Origin of the sequence: Halorubrum sp. AD140, from assembly GCF_034497445.1 — an archaeon.
Classification (GTDB): Archaea; Halobacteriota; Halobacteria; order Halobacteriales; family Haloferacaceae; genus Halorubrum.
In genome coordinates, this window is sequence record NZ_JAXRUU010000001.1 from 109854 (window position 1) to 132132 (window position 22279).

Here is a 22279-nt window from a genome sequence, read left to right on the forward strand (position 1 = left end):
GCATATCGAATGACTGGTGATGACTGAACGTGTCGCGGCCACGCCGGGGCTGTATCCGCTCCCGGACTGGGCGAAAGAGACGCTTTCGGACCTCAAGGGGCACCAGAAGGGCGACCTGTTGAGCGGCCACGAGGGCGAGGCGATCGTCGAGCAGTACGACGAGGTCCGCGCGGAGTTCGTCGACGACCAGTTGGACGCCGGCCTCGACCGCGTCGTCGAGGGGCAGGGCCGCTGGGACGACATGATCGCCCACCCGCTGACGGTACACGAGAGCGTCGAGACCGGCGGGATCGTCAGGTACTACGACAACAACAACTTCTACCGCGACCCCCGCGTCGTCGACGACCTCGACTTCTCCGGCGACGTGGCGCGCGAGCTGGAGTCGGCCGAGCGACTGATCGACGGCGAGGCCCCCCTCGCCGCCACGCTTCCCGGCCCCTACTCGCTCGCCGACCTCGCGACCGACGAGCGCTACGGAGACGAGTCCGCGTTCCAGGCCGCCGTCGCCGACTTCTTGGCCGGCGAGGTGGAGGCGTTCCCCGCCCACGAGACGCTGTTCCTCCTCGAGCCGTCGCTGGTGACGAACCCGCCCGCCGAGGGCGAGGAGTCGACCGCCACGGACGCGATCGCGACGGTCGCCGACGCGACCGACGCCGACGTCGTCGTCCAGACGTTCTACGGCGCGCTCGGCGAGAAGCTGTACGCTCACCTCGTCGACGAGGCGGACGCGGACGCGCTCGGGCTCGACCTCGTCGCCGGCGACCGCGACGACACCCTCTACAACGTCCAGGAGTTCGGGTCCACCGACTCGCTCGCGCTCGGCCTCGTCGACGGACAGAACACGCTCGTCGAGGAGCCGGAGACGATCGCGGAGCGCGTCGAGTGGTTCGAGTCGCAGATCCCCGCCGAGGGGTTCGACCGGACGTACCTGACCCCGAACACGGAGCTGTTCTACCTGCCCGCGAACAAGTACCGCGCGAAGCTGAACGCGCTGGCCGCCGCCACGGAGGTGCTCGAGTAATGGTCCGAACCCCCGAAGCCAACCGCGAACAGTTCCGCCCGACCGACCACCCGAACGACGCGTTCCTGCTGACGACCGTCGTCGGCTCGTACCCGAAGCCGAAGTGGCTGAACCGCGCCGACGAGCTCGTCGAGGACCCCGACTCGAAGTTCGACGACGACGACCTGACGGAGGCCCACGACGACGCCTGTCGGCTGATCACTCACGAGCACGAGCGCGCCGGGCTCGACACGGTCGTCGACGGCGAGATGCGGCGCAACGAGATGGTGGAGTTCTTCGCCGACCGCATCGACGGCTACGAGTTCAACGGCCCGGTGAAGGTGTGGGGCCACAACTACTTCGACAAGCCGAGCGTGGTCGAAGAGGTCGAGTACGACGAGCCGTGGCTCGTCGACGAGTTCGAGTTCACCTCGAACGTCGCCGAGCGCCCCGTCAAGGTCCCCATCACGGGTCCGTACACGCTGGGGTTCTGGGCGTTCAACGAGGCGTACCCCTCCACCGAGGAGCTGGTCTACGACCTCGCGGACCTCGTCAACGAGGAGGTCGAGAAGCTCGTCGAGGCGGGCGCGCGGTACGTCCAGATCGACGAGCCCGCGCTGGCGACGACGCCCGAGGACCACGCCATCGTCGGCGAGGCCCTCGAACGCATCGTCTCGGGCATCGACAACGAGGTCCGCATCGGCCTCCACGTCTGCTACGGGGACTACTCGCGGATCTACCCCGAGATCAACGACTACCCGATCGACGAGTTCGACGTCGAGCTGTGTAACGGCGAGTACGAGCAGATCCCGACGTTCACCGACCCCGAGTTCGAGCCCGACCTCGCGCTCGGCGTCGTCGACGCCCACACCGCCGAGATCGAGCCCGTCGAGGAGATCAAAGAGAACATCCGGCAGGGCCTCCGCGTCGTCCCGCCGGAGAAGCTCACGATCTCGCCCGACTGCGGGCTGAAGCTACTCCCGCGCGAGATCGCGTACGGCAAGACCGAGAACATGGTCACCGCCGCCCGCGAGGTCGAAGCCGAGATCGACGCCGGCGAGATCGACGTCGAGAACCCGCTCGACGACTGATCGCTCGACCGGACTCCCTCTCTAGAGCGGTCACACCACTCGCGGCACTACATATAACACGCCGCCGCACCCACCACCCACATGGAGATCGGTCTCACCGTCGGCGACGACCTCGACCGTCTCGCGGCGTCGCCGTCGCGGTTCGACTTCTGCGAGCTCGGGGTCGGCGAGCCGACGCTCGTCCCCGGCGATATCGACCACGGGCGCCTGACCGACGCGCTCGCCGGCCGCGACCTGCTCGTCCACCTCCCGTACGGCCAGCGGCTGGCGACGTACGTTCCAGAGGTCAACGACGCCATCGTCGACTACCAGCGGCGACTTCTGGAGGCCGCGGGCGATCTGGGCGCGGAGAAGGCGGTGCTCCACGCCACCTCCGCCGACCGCGACGACGTCGAGTTCCGCGAGGTCGCCGCCGAGCAGCTCCGGCGCGTCGCCGACGCCGGCCGCGAGGCGGGCGTCGAGGTCGTCGTCGAGAACGTCGGCCACCAGCACGCGGGGCTCCAGCTCTCCGTCCTCGGCGAGATCGCCCGCGAGACGGACACGCCGATCTGCTTCGACGTGGGGCACGCGTACATGGAGGGCGACGACAAGGCGATAAAACGGTTCCTCCGAGCCCACGGCGACCGCGTCTCGCACCTCCACTGCCACGACGTGCGCCGCCGCGGCGACACGCACCTCCCGGTCGGCGCCGGCGAGGTCGACTACGACGCCGCCGCCGCCGCGCTCGACGGCTTCGACGGCACCGTCGCGCTGGAAGTGTTCACCGACGACGACGCCCTGCTCGTCGACTCGGCGGAGCGCGTCGCCGAGCGGCTCGGCGCGGAGTTTTGAACGCGGACGGCGGGACCGCTGCGGCGAGCGAGACGGTCAGTTCTCGTCGTCGGTCTCGTCGTCGGTCTCGTCGTCGGTCTCGTCGTCGGTCTCGTCGTCGGTCTCGTCCTCGACTCCGTCGCCGGTCGCGGCCTCGTCGGCCGGATCGTTCTCGTCGCCGTCGATCTGCCGTTTGATCGACTCCAGCTCGGACTCGACGTCGACTTCGGGGGCGGGGTCGTCCTCGACGTCTTCGGCGTCGTCGCCCAGGTCGTCGCCAGCCACGTCCGCCTCGGACGCCGCGTCGGGATCGGTCACGTCGATCCGGACCCCGCGGGTGCGGTCGGGAGCGTCGGCGGGGCGGCCGCGTCCCCGGTCGGTCCGGGGATCGTCGCGGCGGTCCCGCCGCCGCGCGGCGTCGGCCTCCCGCCGGCCCTCCTCGATGCGCGACTCTATCTCCGCGGTGAGGTCGCGGGCGTCGCCGATGATGGAGCGCGAGGCGGCCTCCTCGGGGAGGTCGCCCTCGGAGAGCGCCGTCCGGAGCTCCGAGAGCGACCGCGCGAGACCGGCGCTCGCGCCGTCGCGAACGTCGGCGAGGCGGTCGCCGGCGGCGTCGGCGTCGGCGACGCTCCGTCCGGGGTCGGCGAGCCGGAGGGTCCCGCGGAGCAGTTCCAGCGACGTGATCGTCGTCTCCAGGAGCGCGATGACCGTCGGGATCGTGTACTGCTCGGTGAACCGGACCAACTCCGAGAGGCGCGGCGGCCGGGGCGGTCCCCGCCGGTCGCGTTCGGTCTCCCGGAGGTCGCGCCGGAGCTCACTCAGGACGTCCTCGAGCTCGTCGAGCCGCTCCTCGAGGTCGTCGTCGTGCCGATCGCGGGAACTCATGGCGGGCGGTACGCGGCGCGCGGATAAAAAGCCCGGCCGGCGTGAGTGCCAGCGCCGGCGTGGTCGAGGCGACCGCTACGGCGACTCAGAACCCCTCTCGGAGGTGCGTCGTCCGCGGCGGGAACAGCGCGCGGAGGGCGTCCGCGGCGGCGTCGGCGAGCGGGGTCCCACCGCCTCCCGAGAGCATCCCGGCCCGGAGCAGCGCGTCGACGGACCGATAGCCGACGTACAGCTGCGAGAGGGCACCGACGTCGACGGCGGCGTCCGCGTCGCGAGACTCGGCGTCGAGCCCGTCGACCGCGACGGACCCGCCCCCGACGGTCACGCGAACGACGCCGTCGTTCCACGAGGCGAGCGGGTCCTCGACCGCGAGCGAGACCGTCGCCTCGACTCCGGGGTCCGGATCGAGCGCTTCGAGGGCGGCGGTGACGTCGACGACGCGGACCATCGGGCCGGTCCGGACCTCGCAGTCGACCGCGCGGGGGTCCTCGACGAGGTCGAGGAGCGGCGCGTCGGGCGGGGCGCGGATCCGGACCTCACCGACCTGCGAGTCGTGGTTGCGACAGAACCGCAAGAGCTGGAACCACGCCTCGTCGTCGGCGACGGCGACGTCGGAGACACGCATGACGGTCTCGTCTGCGTCGTCCGGGTCGTCGTCGAAGACGTACCGACAGAGCCCGCGGAGGTCGCCGTCGCGCTCCCAGCCGTACACGAACGGGTCGGTCTTCCACCCCGAGAGCGCGCGCTCGCGCCACCACTCCTCGCTCCACGCCATGGTGAGGTCGTAGCGGTCCGCCATCGCCGCGAGCACGGGCTCGACAACGGCGTAATCGCTCTCGTCGAGCGGTCGGAACGTCCCGGCTGCGTCGCCGTCGGTCGCGATCAGGTCGTCCACGAAGCCCAGCTGGGCGGGAGGTGCAGTGAGACGGCGGTAGCGGCTCGCGGTCGCCCAGCCGTAGCTCGCGTAGAACGAGTACTCGAAGGGCCACAGGACCGAGACGTCGACGCCGCGGGCGCGGTACTCCGCGAGCGACTCGCGGAGCATTCGCCCGACGTTCCCCCGCCGGCGGTGCTCGGGCGGAGAGGCGACCGCGGAGAGCCCGGCGACCTCGCGGTCGGCACCGCGGATCCGCAGCGGGAAGTAGTGGTGCGCGCAGACCGCGACGGGGTCGTCGGTCGCGTCGAACAGCCCGCGCCGCTCGGCGATCGAGTCGTGGTCGTCCGCCGCCTCGGGGTCGTAGGGGCCCTCGGCGGGGGAGAAGGCGTACCGCATGAACGCGCCGAACTCGTCGGCGCGCTCGTCGGGGAACGGGCGGTACTCGAGGTCGTCCATACGCGGTCGGCTCGCGGGAGCGGAATAAGTCTTCCCGGGGCGCGAGAGGGAGCCTCAGTCGAACCGACCGCGGCGGTACTGCACCGGCCACTCGACGTCCGCGCCGAGCTCGTGGGCGGCCTTCAGCGGCCAGTACGGGTGCCGGAGCAGCTCGCGGCCGAGCGCGACCAGGTCGGCCCGCCCGTTCCGGACCAGGGCGTCGGCGTGTGACGGTTCCGTGATCCCGCCCACCGCGGCGACCGGCACGTCGGTCCCCTCGCGGATCGCCTCGGCGTACGGCACCTGATAGCCGGGCCCCGTTCCCGGCAGCCGCTGATCCGGGTGGATCCCGCCGCCGGAGACGTCGATCAGGTCGGCGCCGGCCTCGGCCAGGATCGGGGCCAGCCGCACGGAGTCGTCGACGTCCCACGAGTCGCGGTCGGGCAGCCAGTCGGTCGCGGAGATCCGGACGAAGACGGGCTTGTCGTCGGGCCAGACGTCCCGCACGGCCTCGACGACCTCGCGGAGGAGCCGCGTCCGGTCCTCGAAGCTCCCGCCGTACTCGTCGTCGCGGTCGTTGGTGACCGGCGACAGGAACTGGTGGAGGAGGTAGCCGTGGGCCGCGTGGACCTCGGCGATCTCGAAGCCGGCGTCGAGCGAGCGCGTCGCGGCGTCGGCGAACGCCTCGATCACGTCGTCGACGTCGTCGCCGTCCATCCGGCGCGTCGCCGCCGGCTCGCCGCTCTCGGCGCGGTCGCCGTCCGGGTACGGCTCGTCGCTCGCCGAGATCGTCTCCCAGCCCGCGGGGTCGTCGAGCGGGATCGGGTCGCCGCCCTCGGCCGGCGGTCGGTGGGACGCCTTGCGGCCGGCGTGCGCCAGCTGTATCCCCGGCGTCGCGCCCTGCGACCGGACGAACTCGACGATCGGCTCGATCGCCTCGGCGTGCTCGTCGGACCAGATCCCGAGACAGCCCGGGGTGATTCGACCCCGCTCCTCGACGGCGGTCGCCTCGGTCATCACCACGCCGGCGCCGCCGACCGCGCGGGAGCCGAGGTGGATCCGGTGCCAGTCGGTCGCGAACCCGTCGTCCGCGGAGTACTGACACATCGGCGACAACATCACGCGGTTCCGGAGCTCGGTGTCGCGCAACGTCAGCGGCGAGAAAAGCGTTTCCGTCATCGTCGGGCCGGAGGGTCGCCGTCGGGTAATGCGCTCCGATCCCCCACGCGGATCGCCGCAGCCACTCGTCGCCGCCCTCCCGACGCTTTAGGCCGACCGAAACCTATAACCTCCCGTACCCCTGACGAACCGGTAATGAGCACTGGGGACCGTATCGAGCGCGGCGCCGAGGAGTCGGCGGACGCACGGCCGAACGTCGCGGCGAATCGCTGTTCGCCCGACCGCATCGTCTTCACCGAGCAGGGAAACACCGACGCGTGGATCGCGACCGACCTGACGGTCGAGTTGGAGCGGTAGCGCGGACCGACCGCCTCGGCGACTTCAACTCTCTCGACGGCTGAGGCGGCCCGACGGCTACTCGATGTCCGGCGCGCGCTCGCCGGCCGGCACGACGATCTCCAGCCAGTTCTCCTCGGGCGGGAGCGGGCAGGCGAACGTCTCGCTGTACGCGCAGAACGGGTTGTACGCGAGGTTGAAATCGAGAGTGACGACGTCGCCGTCGGCGAGCTCTCCCTCCGGTTCCAGCTCCATATAGCGACCCTGGTAGTACGTCTGCTGGCCGGTCGTCTTGTCGCGGAAGGGGACGAAGATGGCCCCCTCCTCACCCTCTTGGCGGTACCCGGCGAGCGCGTGCTCCGCGCCGTCGACCTCAAACGCGAAGGTGACGACCCGGAGGTACCGGACCGGGTTGCTCGCGGTCGTCTCCATCTCGACGGGCTCCGGGTCGCCGTGGACCGTCACGGTCGCCTCGACGCGGTAGTCCGGGTCGGGCGGGAAGTAGTCGAGCCCGTCGAACCCGTCGCGGTGCTCCGGCGGGATCGGCGACTGCGGGTGCTCGGCGAAGAACTCGTCCTTCTCGCGGCGGTTGGCGCGGAGCCGCTCGGCGTACTCGTCGGTCATGCGTGGAGGGTGGGGCGCCGGCGGTTTCAGGGCCGCGGTTCGGGCGGGGCCACCCCGACACCGACGGCGACCGTCACGCCGGGGCGCTCAAAGCGCCTGCAGGTCGGCCAGGCAGTCCTCCAGGTCACGGGTCGACGTCGCCAGCGAGAACCGATCGACGCGCGCGAGGTCGGCGGCGTGGTCCCAGAGGTCCTCGGCCTCGATCCCGTGGAGGACGACCGCGTTCGGCGTCGGGCTCACGACCCGGAGCGCGACCAGCGGCGACTCGCCGCGGGTCACCCCCGTGAACACGAGCGCGCGGTTCGTCGACTGCCCGTACAGCCGGTAGAACTCCTCGCTGGAGAGCCGCGTGATCGCCTCGATGGAGTTGATGACAGTGTGCCCGTTGACGTGGTCCCGGTCGCCGCGGACGACCTCGGTCGCGCCCATCGCCTCGTAGAACTCCTCGACCGGCACGGCGGTGGAGTACTCCCGGAGGTCGTGGACGATGTCGCTCTCGAAGCCCGCCGAGAGCACGCGGGCGTACTGGCGGAGCCGCCCGCCGCCGCGCCGCTCGTCGATGTCGAGGAGGCCGACGACGATCCGACGCACGACGCCGATACCGGGACTCTCGCGGCGACCGCTCTCGTAGTCGGAGATCACCGACGAGGAGACGTCGAGCTGGTCGGCGAGCTCCGTCTGGGAGACGTCGAAGTCGGTCCGCCACTTCCGGAGGGTCGCCCCGGGGTCGTCGCTGAGCGTTATCTCGCCGGCGATCCGGCGGGAGAGCTCCTCGCGTGCGTCGCTCATTGCCGACTCCGAGGTGCGAGCGCCGCAAAAGGCTACCGAAAGCGAGGTTCGTCGGGCGTCGAACCCGGACGAGCCGAGAACCGGAAGGGATGGGTGAGACGAGGCGCGATCACTCCACGTACAGCGAGTAGACGATGACGCCGAAGCCGACCGCGGTCAGCAGGCTGTCGACGGCGATCCCCACCGCGAGGTCGGCGCCGATGATCTGGTGGGAGACGCCGCCGATCAGCGCGCCCACGGTCACGACGCCGAAGCCGATCCCGAGCGCCCGCAGCGACGGGTCACCCGTCCTGCCGTACGCGCGGAGCGCGTAGTAGGTGATGCTGCCACCGAGTACCAGGATGGCGGTCTTTGCCACGATGATGGCGAGGTCGATGTGCGTTGTCATGTTTCCTCTCGGAGTTCCGACCAGAGGTCTGCCAGGCGTTCGTCCCGGGTGCGCTCCGGGCGGGCGAACTCGACGGTGAGCTCGCGGTCCCCGTCGCTCCCGTCCGCCGCGTCGTCGAGGGACACCGTCACGGAGTCGAACGAGACGGAGTAGCGCGTGGTGTGCTGACCGTCGCGCCGGATGTCGGTCGACTCCCGGAGCAGGGACGCGTCGGTCAGCTTCTCCAGCTTCCGGTACGTCGTCGACAGGGGGATGTCGCACTCCTCGGAGAGATCGCTCGCCGTCTTCGGCTCGGCGAGCGCCGTCACGATCCGACGCGCGGCGTCGTCGGCCAGCGCGTCCAGCACGTCCTCGACCGACGGCGGATCCTCCTCGCGCGACGGGTCCCGCACCATACTCCACCGTTGGACCCCCCCACGACTTAAACCATCGAACTTCGCCCGGCGCGACGCGACCGCGCGCCGTCCGCGGCGCCGACGGACGCGCCCCGTTTTTGTGGGTGGACTCCGTACGGCGGTCCGATGGACTCGTGGAAGCGCCGCGTCGTCGGATACTCCGCGTTCGTCCTCTTCGTGCTGATCTCCACCGCCGTCGCCTACCGCTGGGGAATGCGAGTGTACGAGGGAGAGCCGCGCACGCTGATCGAGGCGCTCCGCTTCTCGGTCGAGATGTTCTCGACGACCGGGTTCGGCGGAGACGCCCCGTGGGAGAGCCAGCAGATGAACGCGTTCATCGCCGTGATGGACCTCGTCGGGATGGTGCTTCTCATCGGCGCGCTGCCGGTGGTGGTCACGCCGCTCTTAGAGACGGCCTTCTCGACGACTGTCCCGCAAGCGCTCGAGGCGGACCGATCCGGTCACGTCGTCGTCTGTTCGGACACGTCGCGGTCGGACGCGCTCATCGAGGAGTTGGGCTCGGAGGGGATCCCGTACGCGATCGTCGAGCCCGACGCCGACCGGGCGAGGGACCTCTACGAGGCGGGTCACACCGTTATCTGCGCCGATCCGGAGTCGACGGCGGGGCTGTCGGCCGCGAACCTCTCCGACGCGAAGGCGCTGGTGACGGACGTCTCGGACCAAATCGACGTGAGTATCGTGCTCGCCGCGGAGGAGGTGTCGTCGGACGTGCGGATCATCAGCGTCGTGGAGACCCGCGAGCACGGCCGGTACCACCGGCTCGCGGGCGCGGACGAGGTGCTCTCGCCGCGATCGCTGCTGGGCGAGAGCCTCGCCGCGAAGGTGACGACCGCGCTCCAGACCGACCTCGGCGAGGCGATCGCCATCGACGACTCGCTGCGGCTGGCGGAGGTGACGGTGCCGCACGGGAGCCCGCTCGCCGGCTCGACGCTGTCCGACAGCGGGATCCGCGAGCGCGCCGGGGTCAACGTGATCGGCGCGTGGTTCAACGGGGAGTTCGACGCGACGCCGTCGCCGGACGCGACGCTGTCGGCCGGGACGGTCCTCCTCGTCTCCGGTCGGTCGGACCAGCTGGAGCGGCTCGTCGACCTGACCAACTCCGCGACGCGACGGTTCGGCGCGGGCGAGACCGTGGTGATCGGGTACGGACAGGTCGGCCGAACCGTCGCCGAGACGGTCACGAACGCCGGGCTCCCGGTCACGGTCGTCGACCGGGACGACGCCGAGAACGTCGACGTCGTCGGCGACGCGACCGAGCCGGAGACCCTGCGAGCCGCGGGCGTCGAGGACGCGCGGACCGTGGTGCTCGCGCTGCCGGAGGACGCCACGACCGAGTTCACGACCCTGGTGGTCCGGGACCTCGCTCCGAGCGCACAGGTGCTCGCGCGCGTCGAGGAGCGCGCGAGCGTCCGAAAGATGCACCGCGCGGGCGCCGACTACGTGCTCTCGCTGTCGACGGTCACCGGGCGGATGTGCGCCTCGACGGTGCTGGAGGGCCGGGACGTGCTCTCGCTCGACCAGCAGATCGAGGTCGTCAGGAGCCGCGTTCCCCGGCTCGCCGGGCGAACGGTCGCGGAGGCGAACGTGGGCGAGGCGACCGGCTGCACCGTCATCGCCGTCGAGCGGGACGAGGAGGTCGTCACCGAGATCGGTCCCGACACGCGGATCCGCGGCGACGACGAGCTCGTCGTCGTCGGCACGGACGAGGGGATCCGCGAGTTCGAGCGGCTGTTCGGCTGACCGCCACGTCGCCGCTCCCGCCGGCCTCGCGGCCGGAGCGAGTCGAACGCTTCAAGTATTCGCTGGCTGTTCGTACCGGTATGAAAGACCAGGGACGCTCCACGCGCAAGCGGACGGGCGGCCGACTCAAGCACGCCTCGAACAAGAAGCGCCACCAGCTCGGCCGCGAGCCCGCCGAGACCACCGTCGGCGAGACGCGGGTCCAGTACATCGACTCCCGCGGCACCGAGAGGAAGGTCCGCGCGCTCGCGACGAACGTCGCGCAGGTCGCCGCGGACGGCGAGGTGAGCGAGGCGGAGATCGAGAACGTCGTCGACAACCCCTCCAACGTCAACTACGCCCGTCGGAACATCATCACCAAGGGCGCCATCATCGACACGTCCGCCGGCCGCGCGCGCGTCACCTCGCGTCCCGGCCAGACCGGGCAGGTCAACGCGGTCCTCCTCGACTGAGCCCGCCGCCCGCTTTCTGAACGTATTTACCGTTCGCCGACGACCACCGACGCGTGTACCTCGGCGTCGACGAGGCCGGAAAGGGGCCCGTGCTCGGGCCGATGGTCGCCGCGGCCGTGCTCGCCGACCCGGCGAGCCTCCCGGCAGACGTCGACGACTCGAAGCGGCTCTCCCCGGAGCGACGCGAGGCGTTGGACGAGGCGATCCGCGGAAGCGACGGCGTCGCCGTCGGCGTCGCGTTCGGCGAGCCCGCCGAGATCGACCGCCCCGACACCGACATGAACACGCTCACGGTCCGCGGGCAGGCGCGGGCTGTGCGGGCCGCGCTGGACGGCGGGCTCGCCGCCGCACTCGACGGACCGATCCGCGTGGTCGCCGACGCGGGCGACACCAGCGAGGCGCGGTTCGCCCGGCGGCTCGGCGAGTTCGTCGAGGAGCACGGAGACGCAGACGGCGCGGTCGACGACCTCCCCGGCGTCGACGTCGCCGCCTTCCACGGCGCCGACGAGGCGGACCCGGTCGTCGGCGCGGCGAGCGTCGTCGCCAAGGTGGCCCGCGACGCCCGGATGGCGGCGATCGACGACCGGTACCCGGCGTACGACGGCGTCGGGAGCGGCTACCCGAGCGACCCGACGACGCGGGCGTTCCTGCGCGCGTACGTCGCGGACCGCGGCGACGTGCCCGACTGCGCCCGCCGGTCGTGGGCGACCTGCGACGACGCGTTGGCGGCCGCCGAGCAGTCGGCGTTACACGAGTTCTAGAGCAGCGCCGAGACCGCGCCGCTCACGGCGCCGACGACCGTCTCCCACACCGAGAACCCGGTGGCGATCGAGAGGACGGTGTCGGCGCCGAAGAAGGCGAACAGCACCGCGGACGCGAGGTGCGCCCGCCGCACGTCGAAGCGGTGGGCGAACGTGTGGAAGAAGTAGGCGTTCGCGAGGCTGACCGGAATGATCGCGAGCATCTCGCCGACCCAGATGGCGGAGGTCGCCCCGTACTGCACCGCCAGTCCGATCGTGACCAGCTGGGTCTTGTCGCCGAACTCGCCGGTGGCCGTGAGCGCGAAGATCGGGAGGAAGCCGCCGAGCGACCCCGAGTAGCGGTCCAGCGGCCAGGGGAGCGTCACCGAGTCCAGGTCGACGAAGTCGGCGTCGGCCGGCGCTCCGTCGCTGGATCTCTGCGCGTCGACGCCGTCGGAGACGGTCCGACCCGAGTCGCGGTCGGGCATCGACCGGTACAGCAGGTACGCGAACGCGAAGAACAGCGCTGCTGTCACCGCGTCGAGGGCGACGCCCGGCAGCGCCGACTGCAGCGCGCGTCCGAAGGCGATCTCGACCGCGGTCCACCCGGCGAACGCCGACCCCGCGGCCGCGACGACCACCTTCGGGTCGTACCGCGTCGACAGCGCGGCGATCATGAACTGCACCTTCTCGCCGGGCAGCACGGCCAACTGCGACACGAAGGCGACGACCAGTATCTCCGAGTAGGTGGTCATGCGTTCCCGTCACCTCCTCGATCGTCGGTCTCGACCGACCGGACGAACGCGCCCGTCCGCGGGGCGGCCGTGGCTCCGGATCGCGGATGACCGGCTTCGGGTCGCGGATCGGTCGAACCTGTCGCCCCGGGGTGGCCGTCGGTCGCCATGCTCGATTTAGAGGAGTCTAAACTAAGAATTTGTTGGCTTCTCGTTCGCATCGGCGAGCGGAACGACGCGCCGGGACGGCGGGGCGTCGCTCCCGCGTCGCCTCACCGGATCGTCAGCAGGCGGCGCAGGATGTCGCCGTAGGCGGGTCGGGTGATCAGGACCCCGATCAGCACCCCGAGGATGGTGAAGATCGCGAACCCGGAGAGGTCCCCGAGCGAGAGCACCATCAGCGGCGACATCGCGACGATCGTCGTCGCGGCGGCGGCGCCGATGACCCAGAAGGCGCGGCGGAACCGGGAGTCGAACACCTTCCGGGAGTTCACCTCGCCCTCGCTCATCACCTCGTCGGCGATGATCACGAGGTCGTCGACGCCGGTCCCGACGACCGCGATGAAGCCGGCGATGACCGCCAGCTCGAGCGGGTAGCTCACGAGGGCGGCGAACCCGAGCAGGGCGTACACCTCCGCGAGCGCCGTGACGATCATCGGCAGCGCCACCGCGGGCTCGCGGTAGCGGAGGAACACCATGCCCGCGACCGCGAACACGGCGAGCACCCCCGTCACCAGCGAGTAGTTCTTGTAGTTCTCGCCCTGCGTGGCCGAGATCGTGCTGGAGGTCCCCTCGCCGCTGATGTCGAGTTCGGCCGGCAGCGCGCCGGCGCGGAGGTCGACGGCGATCTCCTGAGCGGTGGCGAAGTCGGTCGTCGTCAGCTGGAAGTCGCCCTGCTCCGCCCACGAGCCGCTCTCCATGCTGTCGGCGAGGTCCGGGTCCATCCCGAAGGAGTTGACCACCTCGCCGTCGACGGTGAGCAGGAGACACGGGTTGCTCACGTCGTCCGGGTTCTCCTCGTAGTCGCAGGCGTCGCTCTGTGACTCGTACGCGGACGGGAACCCGCGGTCGACGACGGCTTCCTGGAAGCTCTCCGACGGCGACTGCTCGCCGTCGGACGCGGAGTTCCTGACGGTCACGGGCACGTATCCGCCGGTGGAGCCCTCGCGCTGCGCGGCCGTCCCGATGTCGTCGAAGTCGTCCTGGGTGAGCACGCCCTCCTCGACGGCGGTGCCGTCGTCGCTCGGGTACGCGATGTCGATCCGGACGCTCCCGCGGTCTTCGAGCAGCGAGACCACGTCGCCGCGGTCCTCGCCGGGCACCTCGACGAGCATGAAGTACTCGCCGGACACCGACTGGACCTGCTGGACGCTCCCGCCCGACAGCCCCGCCTCGTTGATCTTGCCCTGGATGATGCTCTCGGCGAGGTCGCGCGTCTCCCGGGTGACGCCGGGCCGAACGTCCTCGTAGTCGTAGCCGGACGCGTCCATCGCCTCGCGGAACTCCTCTTCGCTCACCGACTCGTCGGTGACCTCGACGGCGCTCTCGTCCTCCCCGACGCTCGATCCGACCTCGCGGCGCGGGACGTCGTCGAGTTCTGCGGCGACCGCCTCCTCGACCGTGTCGGGATCGTCGCCGTCGAAGTCGACGCCCGTCGCGGTGTAGCCCTCGAGCGGCGCTCGAATCCGAGTGCCGCCCTCCAGGTCCAGCCCGTACTGGAGGTTCGTGACACCCTGTTGGGCCTCGTCGGCGTCCTCACCCGGCGCGGTCTCGGGGGCGAACTGCGGCGCGAACAGCGCGATCGACGCGCCGACCACGACCGCGACGAGCAGCAGGATCCGCCAGTTCTTCTTGATCGGCTCCAACATCAGCGACCCACCCCCTCGAACTTGTACCAGCGGAGCAGTGCGACGTTCAGGAGGTAGGTGTTCATCAGGTCGGCACAGAGGCCGACCGAGAGGATGATCCCGATGTTCCGCAGGAGGTCGACGCCGAAGACGCTCGCGACGATCGCCATGACGATCATCGCCGCCATCGAGGTGAGCGTCATCGTGATACCCGTCCGCATCGCGCGGCTCACCGACTCGTAGAAGCCGCCGGTCCGGCGCAGCACGGAGTTGTTCAACAGGATGTCGGAGTCGACGCTGTACCCGATGATCATCAGCAGCGCCGCGATCGTGCCGAGCGTCATCTGGATCCCGAGCAGGTTCATCACCGCGATGGGGATGACCAGGTCGGAGAACGCCGACGCGACCACCGCGATGGAGGGGACGAACGTCCGGAACATCGCGAACACGATCACGCTCATCCCGAGGAACGCCAGCGCGACGCCGAAGACCGCCGACCGCGCCGTGTCGCTGGCGAAGCTCGGCGACACCTGGTCGATCGCCTCCGTGGTGAGGTCCGCGTCGTCGGCCTGTTGGTCGAGGTCGTTCGCGAGTCCTTCGGGGTCCTCGTCGGCGGCGCGGAACGTGACGACGTACACGTCGTCCGCGGGGATCGACCGCACGGAATCGGGCTCCCTGTCGAACTCGGTCTCGATGCGTTCCTCGACGTTCCCGCCGTCGTCGGCGATCCGGAGCTCGACGCCGCCCGTGAACGCCAGTCCGAGGTTCGCCGGCGCTCCCGTGACGAGGTACCACCCGCCGATGATCACGAGCGCGAGCACGAGGACCGCGAGCGGGACCGCCACGAGCTGCCGGTTCGAGTAGTCGGTGTAATTTATCTCCGGTACCTCGATCGCTACCATAAAACGGCTTCCTGTGCGGGCGCGAATAAGCCTTCTCACTCGCCTGCGGTCCGAGGCTCCCGATACCGGCTCACGGCATGTACCGAACGCTGACGATCCCGGGCTCCGACCGGACCTCGACGCGGTTCACCCCGAGCCTGGCCGCCCGCGACAGCGTCGCCTCGCGGTCGTCGAGCACGTCGGCGACCGCGTCCGCAGTCGTCGCTTCGGGGGGCGTCAGCACGTGGACCTCGCCGACCCCGGCCCGCGGCTCGCGGGCCAGCTCACCGGTCGGCGTCTCCGCCGCGAGCTCGCGCTCGTGGACGGTCGGCGGCTCCTCGCTCTCCTCGATGGCGAGACGCCGCCGCTCCGTCACCTCGAGCACCCGATAGGTGACCTCCATCGGGGGGTCCGGTGCGATCGTCGCCTCGACCGCGTCGTCGACGTCGAGTCCCGGATTCGAGCGCAGCGTGTGCACCTGCCCGTCGTGGACGTCCTTCAGCACCGCCGAATCGGCCTCGGCGTGCGTGACCAGGAACGTGCTCTCCTTCTCGTCGGCGCTCTCCGCCTCGTTCACGCGTTCGTTCGCGTCGATCACGCGTTCGTCCGCGTCGCTCGCGCCACCCTCCCCCTCGGTTCGGTCCGGCTCGTCGTTCATTGCGTCGCGGTAGGTCGCCGAGCCCCTTCGGGGTTTCGAGCCGCGTCAGTCGTCGTCGAGGGCGGCGTCGGCGGGGTCTCCGGACGCGGACTCCTCGTCGGTGGCCCGAAACCGATAGTGGATCCAGAACACGGCGAGTCCGGCGACGACGGGAGGCAGGAGGCCGACCGGCCGCGGGAGGGCGTAGAGGGCGTTGACGACCACGGATTCGGTCGGGTCGCGGAGACCCGCCGGCGCGGAGATCACCATCCCGAGGTACAGCGATGCCAGGAACAGGAACCCGCCGTACGCCATCTTCCGGTCGTACCCCGGCTTCACGGGGTCGCCGCGCCGGTGTCGCCGCGCGACGAAAAGCAATGGGGCGAGCAGCGGCGCGACCGCGGCGAAGCCGGCGAGCACGAACAGCGACCGCGAGAACAGGAACGTCCCGCTCTGTACCTCGGCCGTCTCCCCCATCCAGACGACGAGCGCCAGGGTGACGACGACCGCGATCAGCCCGGCCGTGAGCGCGCCGACCACTCCGTACACGCGCATGGCCCACGAGTCGGTGCTGCGGATCGCGTACGGGATCGCGCCGAGCACTCCGCGGTAGCTGTCTGCCATCGTCGCGGCTACGGCCGACGACGAATTAAACCCCTCGTCGGCGGTCGGTCGCGCTCGGCCGTCGCGCTCGAACGGCCGCGCTCGATCGACGCGGTCCCCCTCCGTCAGCGCGGCCCCGCGGCTGGCACGGATCCGGCTGCCGACGCGGCTCTCGGGGAGGTGAGCTTTTGTACCGCGCGACGCGACCCCAACGCGTGGGACTGTACGACACGTATCTCGCGGTCCGCCACCGGCTCCACGACGGCGACCCGCCGACGCACGTCGCGATCGTCATCACCGAGCGCGACCTCCTCGCGGACGGCGCGTTCGACACGCTCACCGCGGCGCTCGGATGGGCGCTGGAGTACGGGGCCGAACAAGTCACCGTCTCCGTCTCCGTGCTCGACGAGTCGGTCGTCCCGACGCTCGCGCGCGAACTCCGGCGGCTCGACGCGCCCGATCGGTTCATCGTTCGCGGGCCGGACGACGCGGACGACGCGTCCGGGCCGGGGGACGCCGACGTCCCTATCCGGATCACCGTGGGACTGGGCGGGAAGGCCGAGTTCGCGGCCGCGGTCCGCGAGATTGCCGTCGACGTCGCCGAGGGGTCGCTCGACCCCGACGCGATCGACGCGGACGACGTCGCAGAGCGCCTCGTGCTCCCGGAGGAGCCGGACCTCGTGATCAAGACGGGCGCGGAGCGGCTCTCCGACTTCGCGATCTGGCAGTCGGTGTACGCCGAGCTCTACTTCACCGACGTGAACTGGCGCGACTTCAGGAGGCGCGACTACCTCCGTGCGGTCCTCGACTTCCAGGACCGCCAGCGCCGCTTCGGAACGTGACGGCGCGGCCGAGCCCTCACCAGACGAAGCGGAACAGGACCGTGAACGTGACGAGCGCCCCGACCGTCGAGAGGATCGGGACGACGTTCTGCATCAAGACGACGCGCGCGCTCGTGCTCGGGTTGAACAGGTCGGACGCCGAGGGGATGTCGGCGGGGTCGCCCTCGCCGATCGGTCCCGTGTCGTCGGCCTTCAGCGCGCCGACGGACACCTTCGGCTCCTTCTCGCCGCGGATCCCCTGTCGCACCGTGACGGTGCGCGTCGCGCGCCCCCAGCCGAGCCCGACGATCGACATCGTCGCGATGATGACGAACGACGCCGGGATCCCGACCGCCGAGAGGGCGATCACGATGCCCGAGGAGACGCAGGCGACGACGATCGCCGCGGTGAGCGGGAGGTCGGTGATGTCGTTGCCGAGCGTGTCCAGCGTCCGGCGGGCGATCGTGAACGCCCCGAGCGCGACCGAGCCGCACCCGAGGAGGATCATCGGCGTCATCTCGACGCCGTCGAGCGCGACGAGCGGCGCGATCGCGTTCGCGATGTTCGAGGTTCCAGAGGAGAACGCCATCAGACAGCCGATGGCGATGACGACGACCCCGCCGACGAGCTCGCGCCGGGTCGTGTTCGGTCCGGGAACCGGCTTCGGAATCGCCCCCGTGCGGTCGAACTCGAACAGCGCGCCGTCGGTGCTGTCTATCGCCACCCAGCGGTCGATGGCGGGATAGAAGTACCGGCCGACCACGCCGGAGACCCAGAAGCCGATGATCGGCGCGACGATCCACCAGATAGCGATCTCGCCCATCACCGCCCTGTCGAGGGTTCCGGTCGCCAGTCCGAGCCCGGCGATCGCCCCGACCGCCGTCATCGAGGTCGACGCGGGGACGCCCGCGTAGTTCCCGACGAACAGCGCGCCGCCGATGAAAAAGAGGACGATGATGCTCGTCTCGAGGGTGAACACGTTTCCGCCGGTGACCAGATCCTCCCCGAGCGTCGTGACGACGCGTCGGCCAAGGGTGGCGGCGCCGACGAAGAAGAACACCGACATCAGCGCGGCCGCCCCCGCCTTCGAGATCACGTCCGCGCCGACGGCCGGCCCGAACGCCGGACCGGTCGTGGCGCCACCGATGTTGTACCCGACGAACGCCGCGACCACGAACCCGACGAGAAGTAAGACCTCAACCATATACGCGGCACAACGACACACGCCCGGTTAAGCGGACAGGTTCGCGTCGCTCGCCGCTGCGTCTCTCTGCGTTCAACTCACTCGGTGAGTTCTCTCACTGCGTTCGAGAAAATGCACCGGCCGAGACTCCACGCGAGTGAAGCGAGCGTGGAGACAGGGCGGTGGATTTTCGAGCGTAGCGAGAAAATGCACCGGCCGAGATTTGAACCAGGGAAAGACGGTCCTGCTCGCTCACTCCGTTCGCTGTGCGGGCTGCGACTTTCTGCGTTCAAATCACTCGATGATTTCTTTCACTGCGTTCGAGAAAATGCACCGGCCGAGATTTGAACTCGGGTTGCAACCATGGCAAGGTTGCGTGATACCACTACACTACCGGTGCGGGCTTCGCATCCGATGATTGGTCGGAGGTCCACTTAAACCTGTCACATCGTGGCGGCGTGACGCGAGTCGGCGAGGTCGAGTCGTTCGAGCCACTCAGTCCTCTCGCGCCGCCGCGATCTCGTCTCCGTGCGCCCGGACGAGCGCCGCGAACGCCTCGGCTTCCGCGCGCTCCTGCGTCTCCTCGTCGCGGCGATCGCGAACCCGACGCTTGACGGTCCGCAGGGCGTCCGGCTTTCCCGTCGCGATCGCGTCGGCGACCTCCCGGGGATCGTCGACGACGCGGGAGACGAGACCCGTTCGAAGCGCCTCGTCCGCGTCGAAGACGCGTCCCGAGAGCGCGAACTCGAGGGCGTTGCCCTCGCGCATCACGCGCGGGAGCCGAACCGTCCCGCCCCACGTGCCGAACAGCCCGAACGAGACGCCGGGTTCGGCGAAGGTGGCCGCGGGCGTGGCGACCCGGACGTCGGCCGCGAGCGCGAGCTCGACCCCGCCGCCCCGAGCCGCGCCGTCGATCCCGCAGACGACGACCGTGTCGGCGGTCTCGATCGCCGCGGCGGCGCGCTGGCCCCGTCGCGCGAACGACTCCGGAACGTCCGCGTCGCCGCGCCCGTCGGGGCCGTCGTCCCCGTCGCTGTCGCCGCCGCTGTCGAGGCCGGCGACGACGTCGAGGTCGGCGCCGGCACAGAACGCGTCGCCGGCCCCGTGGAGGTACGTGACGGGTTCCGCAGCGCTCGTGACGGCGCTCTGAAGCGCGGCCAGGTCCTCGGGTCGGAGCGCGTTTCGCCGCTCGGGCCGATCGATCGTGACGACGCGGACGCGGTCGTCGGTGCGAGTGCGGATCACGGCGTCGTATCCCGGTCGTTTCCAAAGGTCTTTGCCCTTCGCTTAACTACCCACTCGTAATGGACGATGCCGCGCGAGCGCGTGAGGCCGCACACGAGGCGCTCGCGGACGTCGAGCCCGCACAGCTGCGTGAGACCCTCGAGAACCGCATCGTTGACGCAGCCGTGACGCCCGGCGTGCTGGCGCTGGTCACCGCTCGCGCGGTCGATCCGGATGTCGACCTGAACGCGGTCGTCGACCGGGCTGCGGGCGTTCAGCTCATCTACGAGGGGCTCCGGCTCACCCGCACGGTGGCCCACGAGGAGCCGTGGGTGACCGCGCCGACCCGCGAGGCCGACATCGACGCCGACATGGACGTGCTCACGGCCGACGTGCTCGTCTCGCGCGGCTTCTCGCTCTTGGCGTGTACCGACGCCGCGACGGCCGCCGTCGAGGTCGTCCGCGCGTTCGGTCGAGACCAGACCCTCCGAGACCGGGAGGGGACCGACCCCGCGGCGGCGACAGCCCTCGACCGGAACCTGGAGGTCGACGCCCTCGAACTGGCGGTCGTCGCCGGAACCACGGCCGTCGGCGGCGAGCCGCCCGAGGAGCTGCTGGCGTACGCGCGCGAGCTGGCGGCCGACTACGACGGCGAGTTCCCGCCGCCGGGGCGCGCGCTCCCGGAGGCGACCGCCGACCGGATAGCCGACATCTCCGACCGCACCGTGAGCGCGACGGACCGGTAAGGGAGCCGTGGGGGCCCTCGGAAGCGACTCGTGGCGTGCAGATCCGACGGACGCGCCGCCGACGGATCGAAACCCCTAAAGTCGAATCCGGTCAACGACAGATTGCGCGCCTGGGTAGCTTAGCGGTAAAGCGCGTCCTTGGTAAGGACGAGAGCCCGGGTTCAAATCCCGGCCTAGGCTTCTTTCCTCCGTACGCTCCTTGTACGTACATTTATCGGATTTATTCGAGACGAGAATAACACGGTGAAAACAGCCGTGGCTCGCTAAATAGAGTTGGTCGCTCCGTCCTGCAATTCGGATAACTATCAGGATACACAAACTACGTCGCAGACAGCGGCGGATTAGGCCCGAAATTGAGCGGGGGCGCATCCACTCAGGGACACACTCGATCTCGCTAATTCACGCTCCCAGAGGAGTGAGTGAAGTGTGGTCAAGAATGAGATAGAATTCCCCTCGATGAGGCTATCCACGACGAGTACGCGGCGAGTGAGGTTTCGCCGAAACGACTATTGGTAAGACTAACGTATTACGTTTATATGTCTGGAGCGGCCACGAACAACGACGACACGGACGAGATCGCCACGGTGAACTTCAAAGTCACAGAGTCGTTCCTCGACGAAATCGACGACACGTGGCAGGGACGCGGGTTCAACAGCCGGAGCGAGTTCATCCGGTACACGCTTCGAGACGCTATCGAGTTCCCAACGTTCGACCGCGACGAACTCGTCGCTCTGCTCGAAGCCGAGGAGGACATCCGAGAGGGGCAGACGACGAGCGCCGAGGAGGCCCGCGAGCGGTTCGGCACGAGCGATGAGTGACGACGGGTGGACGTGGGAACTCACCTCGACGGCCGAAGCCGACCTCGATGCGCTCTCTTCCGCCGACCAAGACCGGATACTCGACAAGCTCGACGAGATCGTCTCCTCGCCGTGGCGCGACCCGCCAGAGTACGGCGAGCCACTCCAAAACAGTCCGTACAAGAAGATACGTATCGGGGAGTTTCGACTCTCTGTGATCTTCCGGCAGAGCGACCAGCGGCTCGTCGTCGCGCGTATCAAGCGTCGTGGCGCCGCGTACACCGCTGACGACTAAGCACTCACAGGTGGTTCCCCTATCGCCCAGTATCGATTTGGTGCGTAGTACTCAACAGTCCGGCTTCAGTCCCCAGTCACCGCAATCGCATATTCGTAGTCTCGTGAGTTCCGATCGCCGATCGTTTCCATAACGGTGAACCCGTATTCGTAAGTGCCGGTTTCGGCATCCGGAGCGACCTGAACAGGCACGTGGAGCGTCACACGGGTACAGTCATCCCAAACATAATATGGAGGACAGGAGTCGGCTTGCGAGTCTATCGATGGTCTGAAATCGATGTCACCAAATCTCACGGGAGCGTCGGTCGACCCACAGTTGTACAACCGTGAGTCGAACGAGAATGCTGTGATGCCGTCTACCCGTATCTCGAAGGTGTCCGAGTCACCTGGTGTGAGTTCCAACTCTTCCACTTGCACATCCGGTGGCCAACTATCCTCGCCCGTACAAGACGGACTGCTGTCAAGGCATCCGCCCAAAACTACGGATGCCGTTGGTACGGTTCCGGCGAGGAATTGGCGTCTGTCCACTCGTCAAGGATACGTGACTGAAAATAAGTGTTTTCGGGTGAGATAGTACTCCAAAGCGAATAGGTACTCAGTGATCGGACTCATTACGTTCTTGGTAAGGACGAGAGTCCGGGTGCAAATCCCGGCCTAGACGCGTTGTGATTTTCCGCCGTAATCGGTCTCGTAAGCTGGACCCCTCCGATGTCGCCGTCGGCCGCAAGCCCGATACCACTCGCCCTCGATCCACCGGTAATGACCTTCGCCGACCTCTTCGAACGAGCCGCCGAGCACGACGCGGACGCC

Annotated in this window: 26 protein-coding genes and 2 tRNA genes; 12 read left to right on the top strand and 16 right to left on the bottom strand. The window is 69.5% G+C overall.

Going from position 1 to position 22279, the window contains the following annotated elements:
* The first annotated feature begins 19 nt into the window (after positions 1-19).
* The 3 genes from U4E84_RS00585 (at position 20) to U4E84_RS00595 (ending at position 2922) form a co-directional block, all read left to right on the top strand.
* Positions 20-1021, top strand: coding sequence for a 5-methyltetrahydropteroyltriglutamate--homocysteine methyltransferase (locus tag U4E84_RS00585; RefSeq protein ID WP_322530144.1), 1002 nt, complete (start codon positions 20-22; stop codon positions 1019-1021).
* Complete coding sequence (locus tag U4E84_RS00590) at positions 1021-2091, top strand: methionine synthase (RefSeq protein WP_322530145.1); 1071 nt, start codon at positions 1021-1023, stop codon at positions 2089-2091. The genes U4E84_RS00585 and U4E84_RS00590 overlap by 1 nt, the downstream gene beginning before the upstream one ends.
* Before the next feature lie 81 nt (positions 2092-2172).
* The gene (locus U4E84_RS00595) at positions 2173-2922 is read left to right on the top strand and encodes a sugar phosphate isomerase/epimerase (RefSeq protein ID WP_322530146.1); all 750 of its coding nucleotides are present in this window, start codon (positions 2173-2175) and stop codon (positions 2920-2922) included.
* A gap of 36 nt (positions 2923-2958) precedes the next feature.
* Here the strand turns inward: U4E84_RS00595 and U4E84_RS00600 are convergent, their stop codons facing one another.
* The 3 genes from U4E84_RS00600 to U4E84_RS00610 all read right to left on the bottom strand — a co-directional run bounded on the left by U4E84_RS00600 (position 2959) and on the right by U4E84_RS00610 (position 6277).
* Entirely contained in the window at positions 2959-3786 is an 828-nt protein-coding gene (locus U4E84_RS00600) for a hypothetical protein (protein WP_322530147.1), read from the bottom strand.
* A gap of 85 nt (positions 3787-3871) precedes the next feature.
* On the bottom strand, positions 3872-5119 hold the full coding sequence (gene eis / locus U4E84_RS00605; RefSeq protein WP_322530148.1) for a GNAT family N-acetyltransferase: 1248 nt from the start codon (positions 5117-5119) through the stop codon (positions 3872-3874).
* Positions 5120-5173: 54 nt separating this feature from the next.
* Entirely contained in the window at positions 5174-6277 is a 1104-nt protein-coding gene (locus U4E84_RS00610) for an NADH:flavin oxidoreductase/NADH oxidase (protein WP_322530149.1), read from the bottom strand.
* A 135-nt stretch (positions 6278-6412) separates the two neighbouring features.
* Here U4E84_RS00610 and U4E84_RS00615 point away from each other — a divergent pair, with 135 nt between their 5' ends.
* The gene (locus tag U4E84_RS00615; RefSeq protein ID WP_322530150.1) at positions 6413-6574 is read left to right on the top strand and encodes a hypothetical protein; all 162 of its coding nucleotides are present in this window, start codon (positions 6413-6415) and stop codon (positions 6572-6574) included.
* A 57-nt stretch (positions 6575-6631) separates the two neighbouring features.
* Here U4E84_RS00615 and U4E84_RS00620 read toward each other — a convergent pair whose 3' ends face one another.
* The 4 genes from U4E84_RS00620 to U4E84_RS00635 all read right to left on the bottom strand — a co-directional run bounded on the left by U4E84_RS00620 (position 6632) and on the right by U4E84_RS00635 (position 8749).
* A complete protein-coding gene (locus U4E84_RS00620) occupies positions 6632-7177 on the bottom strand; it encodes a DUF1684 domain-containing protein (RefSeq protein ID WP_322530151.1) in 546 nt (181 codons plus the stop codon).
* Between the two features lie 87 nt (positions 7178-7264).
* A complete protein-coding gene (locus U4E84_RS00625; RefSeq protein ID WP_322530152.1) occupies positions 7265-7966 on the bottom strand; it encodes a helix-turn-helix domain-containing protein in 702 nt (233 codons plus the stop codon).
* A gap of 109 nt (positions 7967-8075) precedes the next feature.
* Entirely contained in the window at positions 8076-8354 is a 279-nt protein-coding gene (locus U4E84_RS00630) for a hypothetical protein (protein ID WP_322530153.1), read from the bottom strand.
* Complete coding sequence (locus U4E84_RS00635; RefSeq protein ID WP_322530154.1) at positions 8351-8749, bottom strand: helix-turn-helix domain-containing protein; 399 nt, start codon at positions 8747-8749, stop codon at positions 8351-8353. The genes U4E84_RS00630 and U4E84_RS00635 overlap by 4 nt, the downstream gene beginning before the upstream one ends.
* Before the next feature lie 126 nt (positions 8750-8875).
* Between U4E84_RS00635 and U4E84_RS00640 the strand changes: the two genes are divergently transcribed.
* From U4E84_RS00640 to rnhB, 3 genes are all read left to right on the top strand, one after another.
* Entirely contained in the window at positions 8876-10510 is a 1635-nt protein-coding gene (locus tag U4E84_RS00640) for an NAD-binding protein (protein ID WP_322530155.1), read from the top strand.
* Positions 10511-10590: 80 nt separating this feature from the next.
* Positions 10591-10962 carry a 30S ribosomal protein S8e gene (locus U4E84_RS00645; RefSeq protein ID WP_322530156.1) on the top strand — a complete coding sequence of 124 codons (372 nt, stop codon included), beginning with the start codon at positions 10591-10593 and terminating at the stop codon, positions 10960-10962.
* 53 nt (positions 10963-11015) lie between these two features.
* The gene (gene rnhB / locus U4E84_RS00650; protein ID WP_322530157.1) at positions 11016-11723 is read left to right on the top strand and encodes a ribonuclease HII; all 708 of its coding nucleotides are present in this window, start codon (positions 11016-11018) and stop codon (positions 11721-11723) included.
* On the opposite strand, the gene U4E84_RS00655 is transcribed toward rnhB, so the two are convergent.
* From U4E84_RS00655 to U4E84_RS00675, 5 genes are all read right to left on the bottom strand, one after another.
* Positions 11720-12457 carry a TMEM165/GDT1 family protein gene (locus U4E84_RS00655; protein ID WP_322530158.1) on the bottom strand — a complete coding sequence of 246 codons (738 nt, stop codon included), beginning with the start codon at positions 12455-12457 and terminating at the stop codon, positions 11720-11722. The genes rnhB and U4E84_RS00655 overlap by 4 nt on opposite strands.
* A gap of 251 nt (positions 12458-12708) precedes the next feature.
* Positions 12709-14304: a preprotein translocase subunit SecD gene (locus tag U4E84_RS00660; protein ID WP_322530159.1), complete on the bottom strand. Its 1596-nt coding sequence runs from the start codon at positions 14302-14304 to the stop codon at positions 12709-12711.
* On the bottom strand, positions 14304-15185 hold the full coding sequence (secF, locus tag U4E84_RS00665) for a protein translocase subunit SecF (protein ID WP_322530160.1): 882 nt from the start codon (positions 15183-15185) through the stop codon (positions 14304-14306). The genes U4E84_RS00660 and secF overlap by 1 nt, the downstream gene beginning before the upstream one ends.
* 70 nt (positions 15186-15255) lie before the next feature.
* Positions 15256-15822, bottom strand: coding sequence for a DUF5812 family protein (locus U4E84_RS00670; RefSeq protein WP_322530161.1), 567 nt, complete (start codon positions 15820-15822; stop codon positions 15256-15258).
* Positions 15823-15867: 45 nt separating this feature from the next.
* Positions 15868-16425 (bottom strand): hypothetical protein, encoded by a 558-nt coding sequence (locus U4E84_RS00675; protein WP_322530162.1) that lies wholly within the window; start codon positions 16423-16425, stop codon positions 15868-15870.
* 194 nt (positions 16426-16619) lie between these two features.
* Between U4E84_RS00675 and U4E84_RS00680 the strand changes: the two genes are divergently transcribed.
* On the top strand, positions 16620-17246 hold the full coding sequence (locus U4E84_RS00680) for an undecaprenyl diphosphate synthase family protein (RefSeq protein ID WP_322530163.1): 627 nt from the start codon (positions 16620-16622) through the stop codon (positions 17244-17246).
* A gap of 16 nt (positions 17247-17262) precedes the next feature.
* Here the strand turns inward: U4E84_RS00680 and U4E84_RS00685 are convergent, their stop codons facing one another.
* The 3 genes from U4E84_RS00685 to U4E84_RS00695 form a co-directional block, all read right to left on the bottom strand.
* Positions 17263-18429, bottom strand: a complete 1167-nt coding sequence (locus tag U4E84_RS00685; protein ID WP_322530164.1) for an inorganic phosphate transporter — start codon at positions 18427-18429, stop codon at positions 17263-17265.
* 308 nt (positions 18430-18737) lie between these two features.
* Positions 18738-18808: transfer RNA gene (locus U4E84_RS00690), tRNA-Gly, on the bottom strand.
* Between the two features lie 95 nt (positions 18809-18903).
* Positions 18904-19653, bottom strand: a complete 750-nt coding sequence (locus U4E84_RS00695; RefSeq protein WP_322530165.1) for an enoyl-CoA hydratase/isomerase family protein — start codon at positions 19651-19653, stop codon at positions 18904-18906.
* 59 nt (positions 19654-19712) lie between these two features.
* Here U4E84_RS00695 and U4E84_RS00700 point away from each other — a divergent pair, with 59 nt between their 5' ends.
* The 4 genes from U4E84_RS00700 (at position 19713) to U4E84_RS00715 (ending at position 21470) form a co-directional block, all read left to right on the top strand.
* Entirely contained in the window at positions 19713-20378 is a 666-nt protein-coding gene (locus tag U4E84_RS00700; protein ID WP_322530166.1) for a hypothetical protein, read from the top strand.
* 108 nt (positions 20379-20486) lie between these two features.
* A tRNA-Thr gene (locus U4E84_RS00705) sits at positions 20487-20558 on the top strand.
* A gap of 356 nt (positions 20559-20914) precedes the next feature.
* On the top strand, positions 20915-21196 hold the full coding sequence (locus U4E84_RS00710; protein ID WP_322530167.1) for a ribbon-helix-helix domain-containing protein: 282 nt from the start codon (positions 20915-20917) through the stop codon (positions 21194-21196).
* Entirely contained in the window at positions 21189-21470 is a 282-nt protein-coding gene (locus U4E84_RS00715; protein ID WP_322530168.1) for a type II toxin-antitoxin system RelE/ParE family toxin, read from the top strand. The genes U4E84_RS00710 and U4E84_RS00715 overlap by 8 nt, the downstream gene beginning before the upstream one ends.
* A 65-nt stretch (positions 21471-21535) precedes the next feature.
* Here the strand turns inward: U4E84_RS00715 and U4E84_RS00720 are convergent, their stop codons facing one another.
* The gene (locus U4E84_RS00720; RefSeq protein WP_322530169.1) at positions 21536-21886 is read right to left on the bottom strand and encodes a hypothetical protein; all 351 of its coding nucleotides are present in this window, start codon (positions 21884-21886) and stop codon (positions 21536-21538) included.
* Positions 21887-22279: the final 393 nt, after the last annotated feature.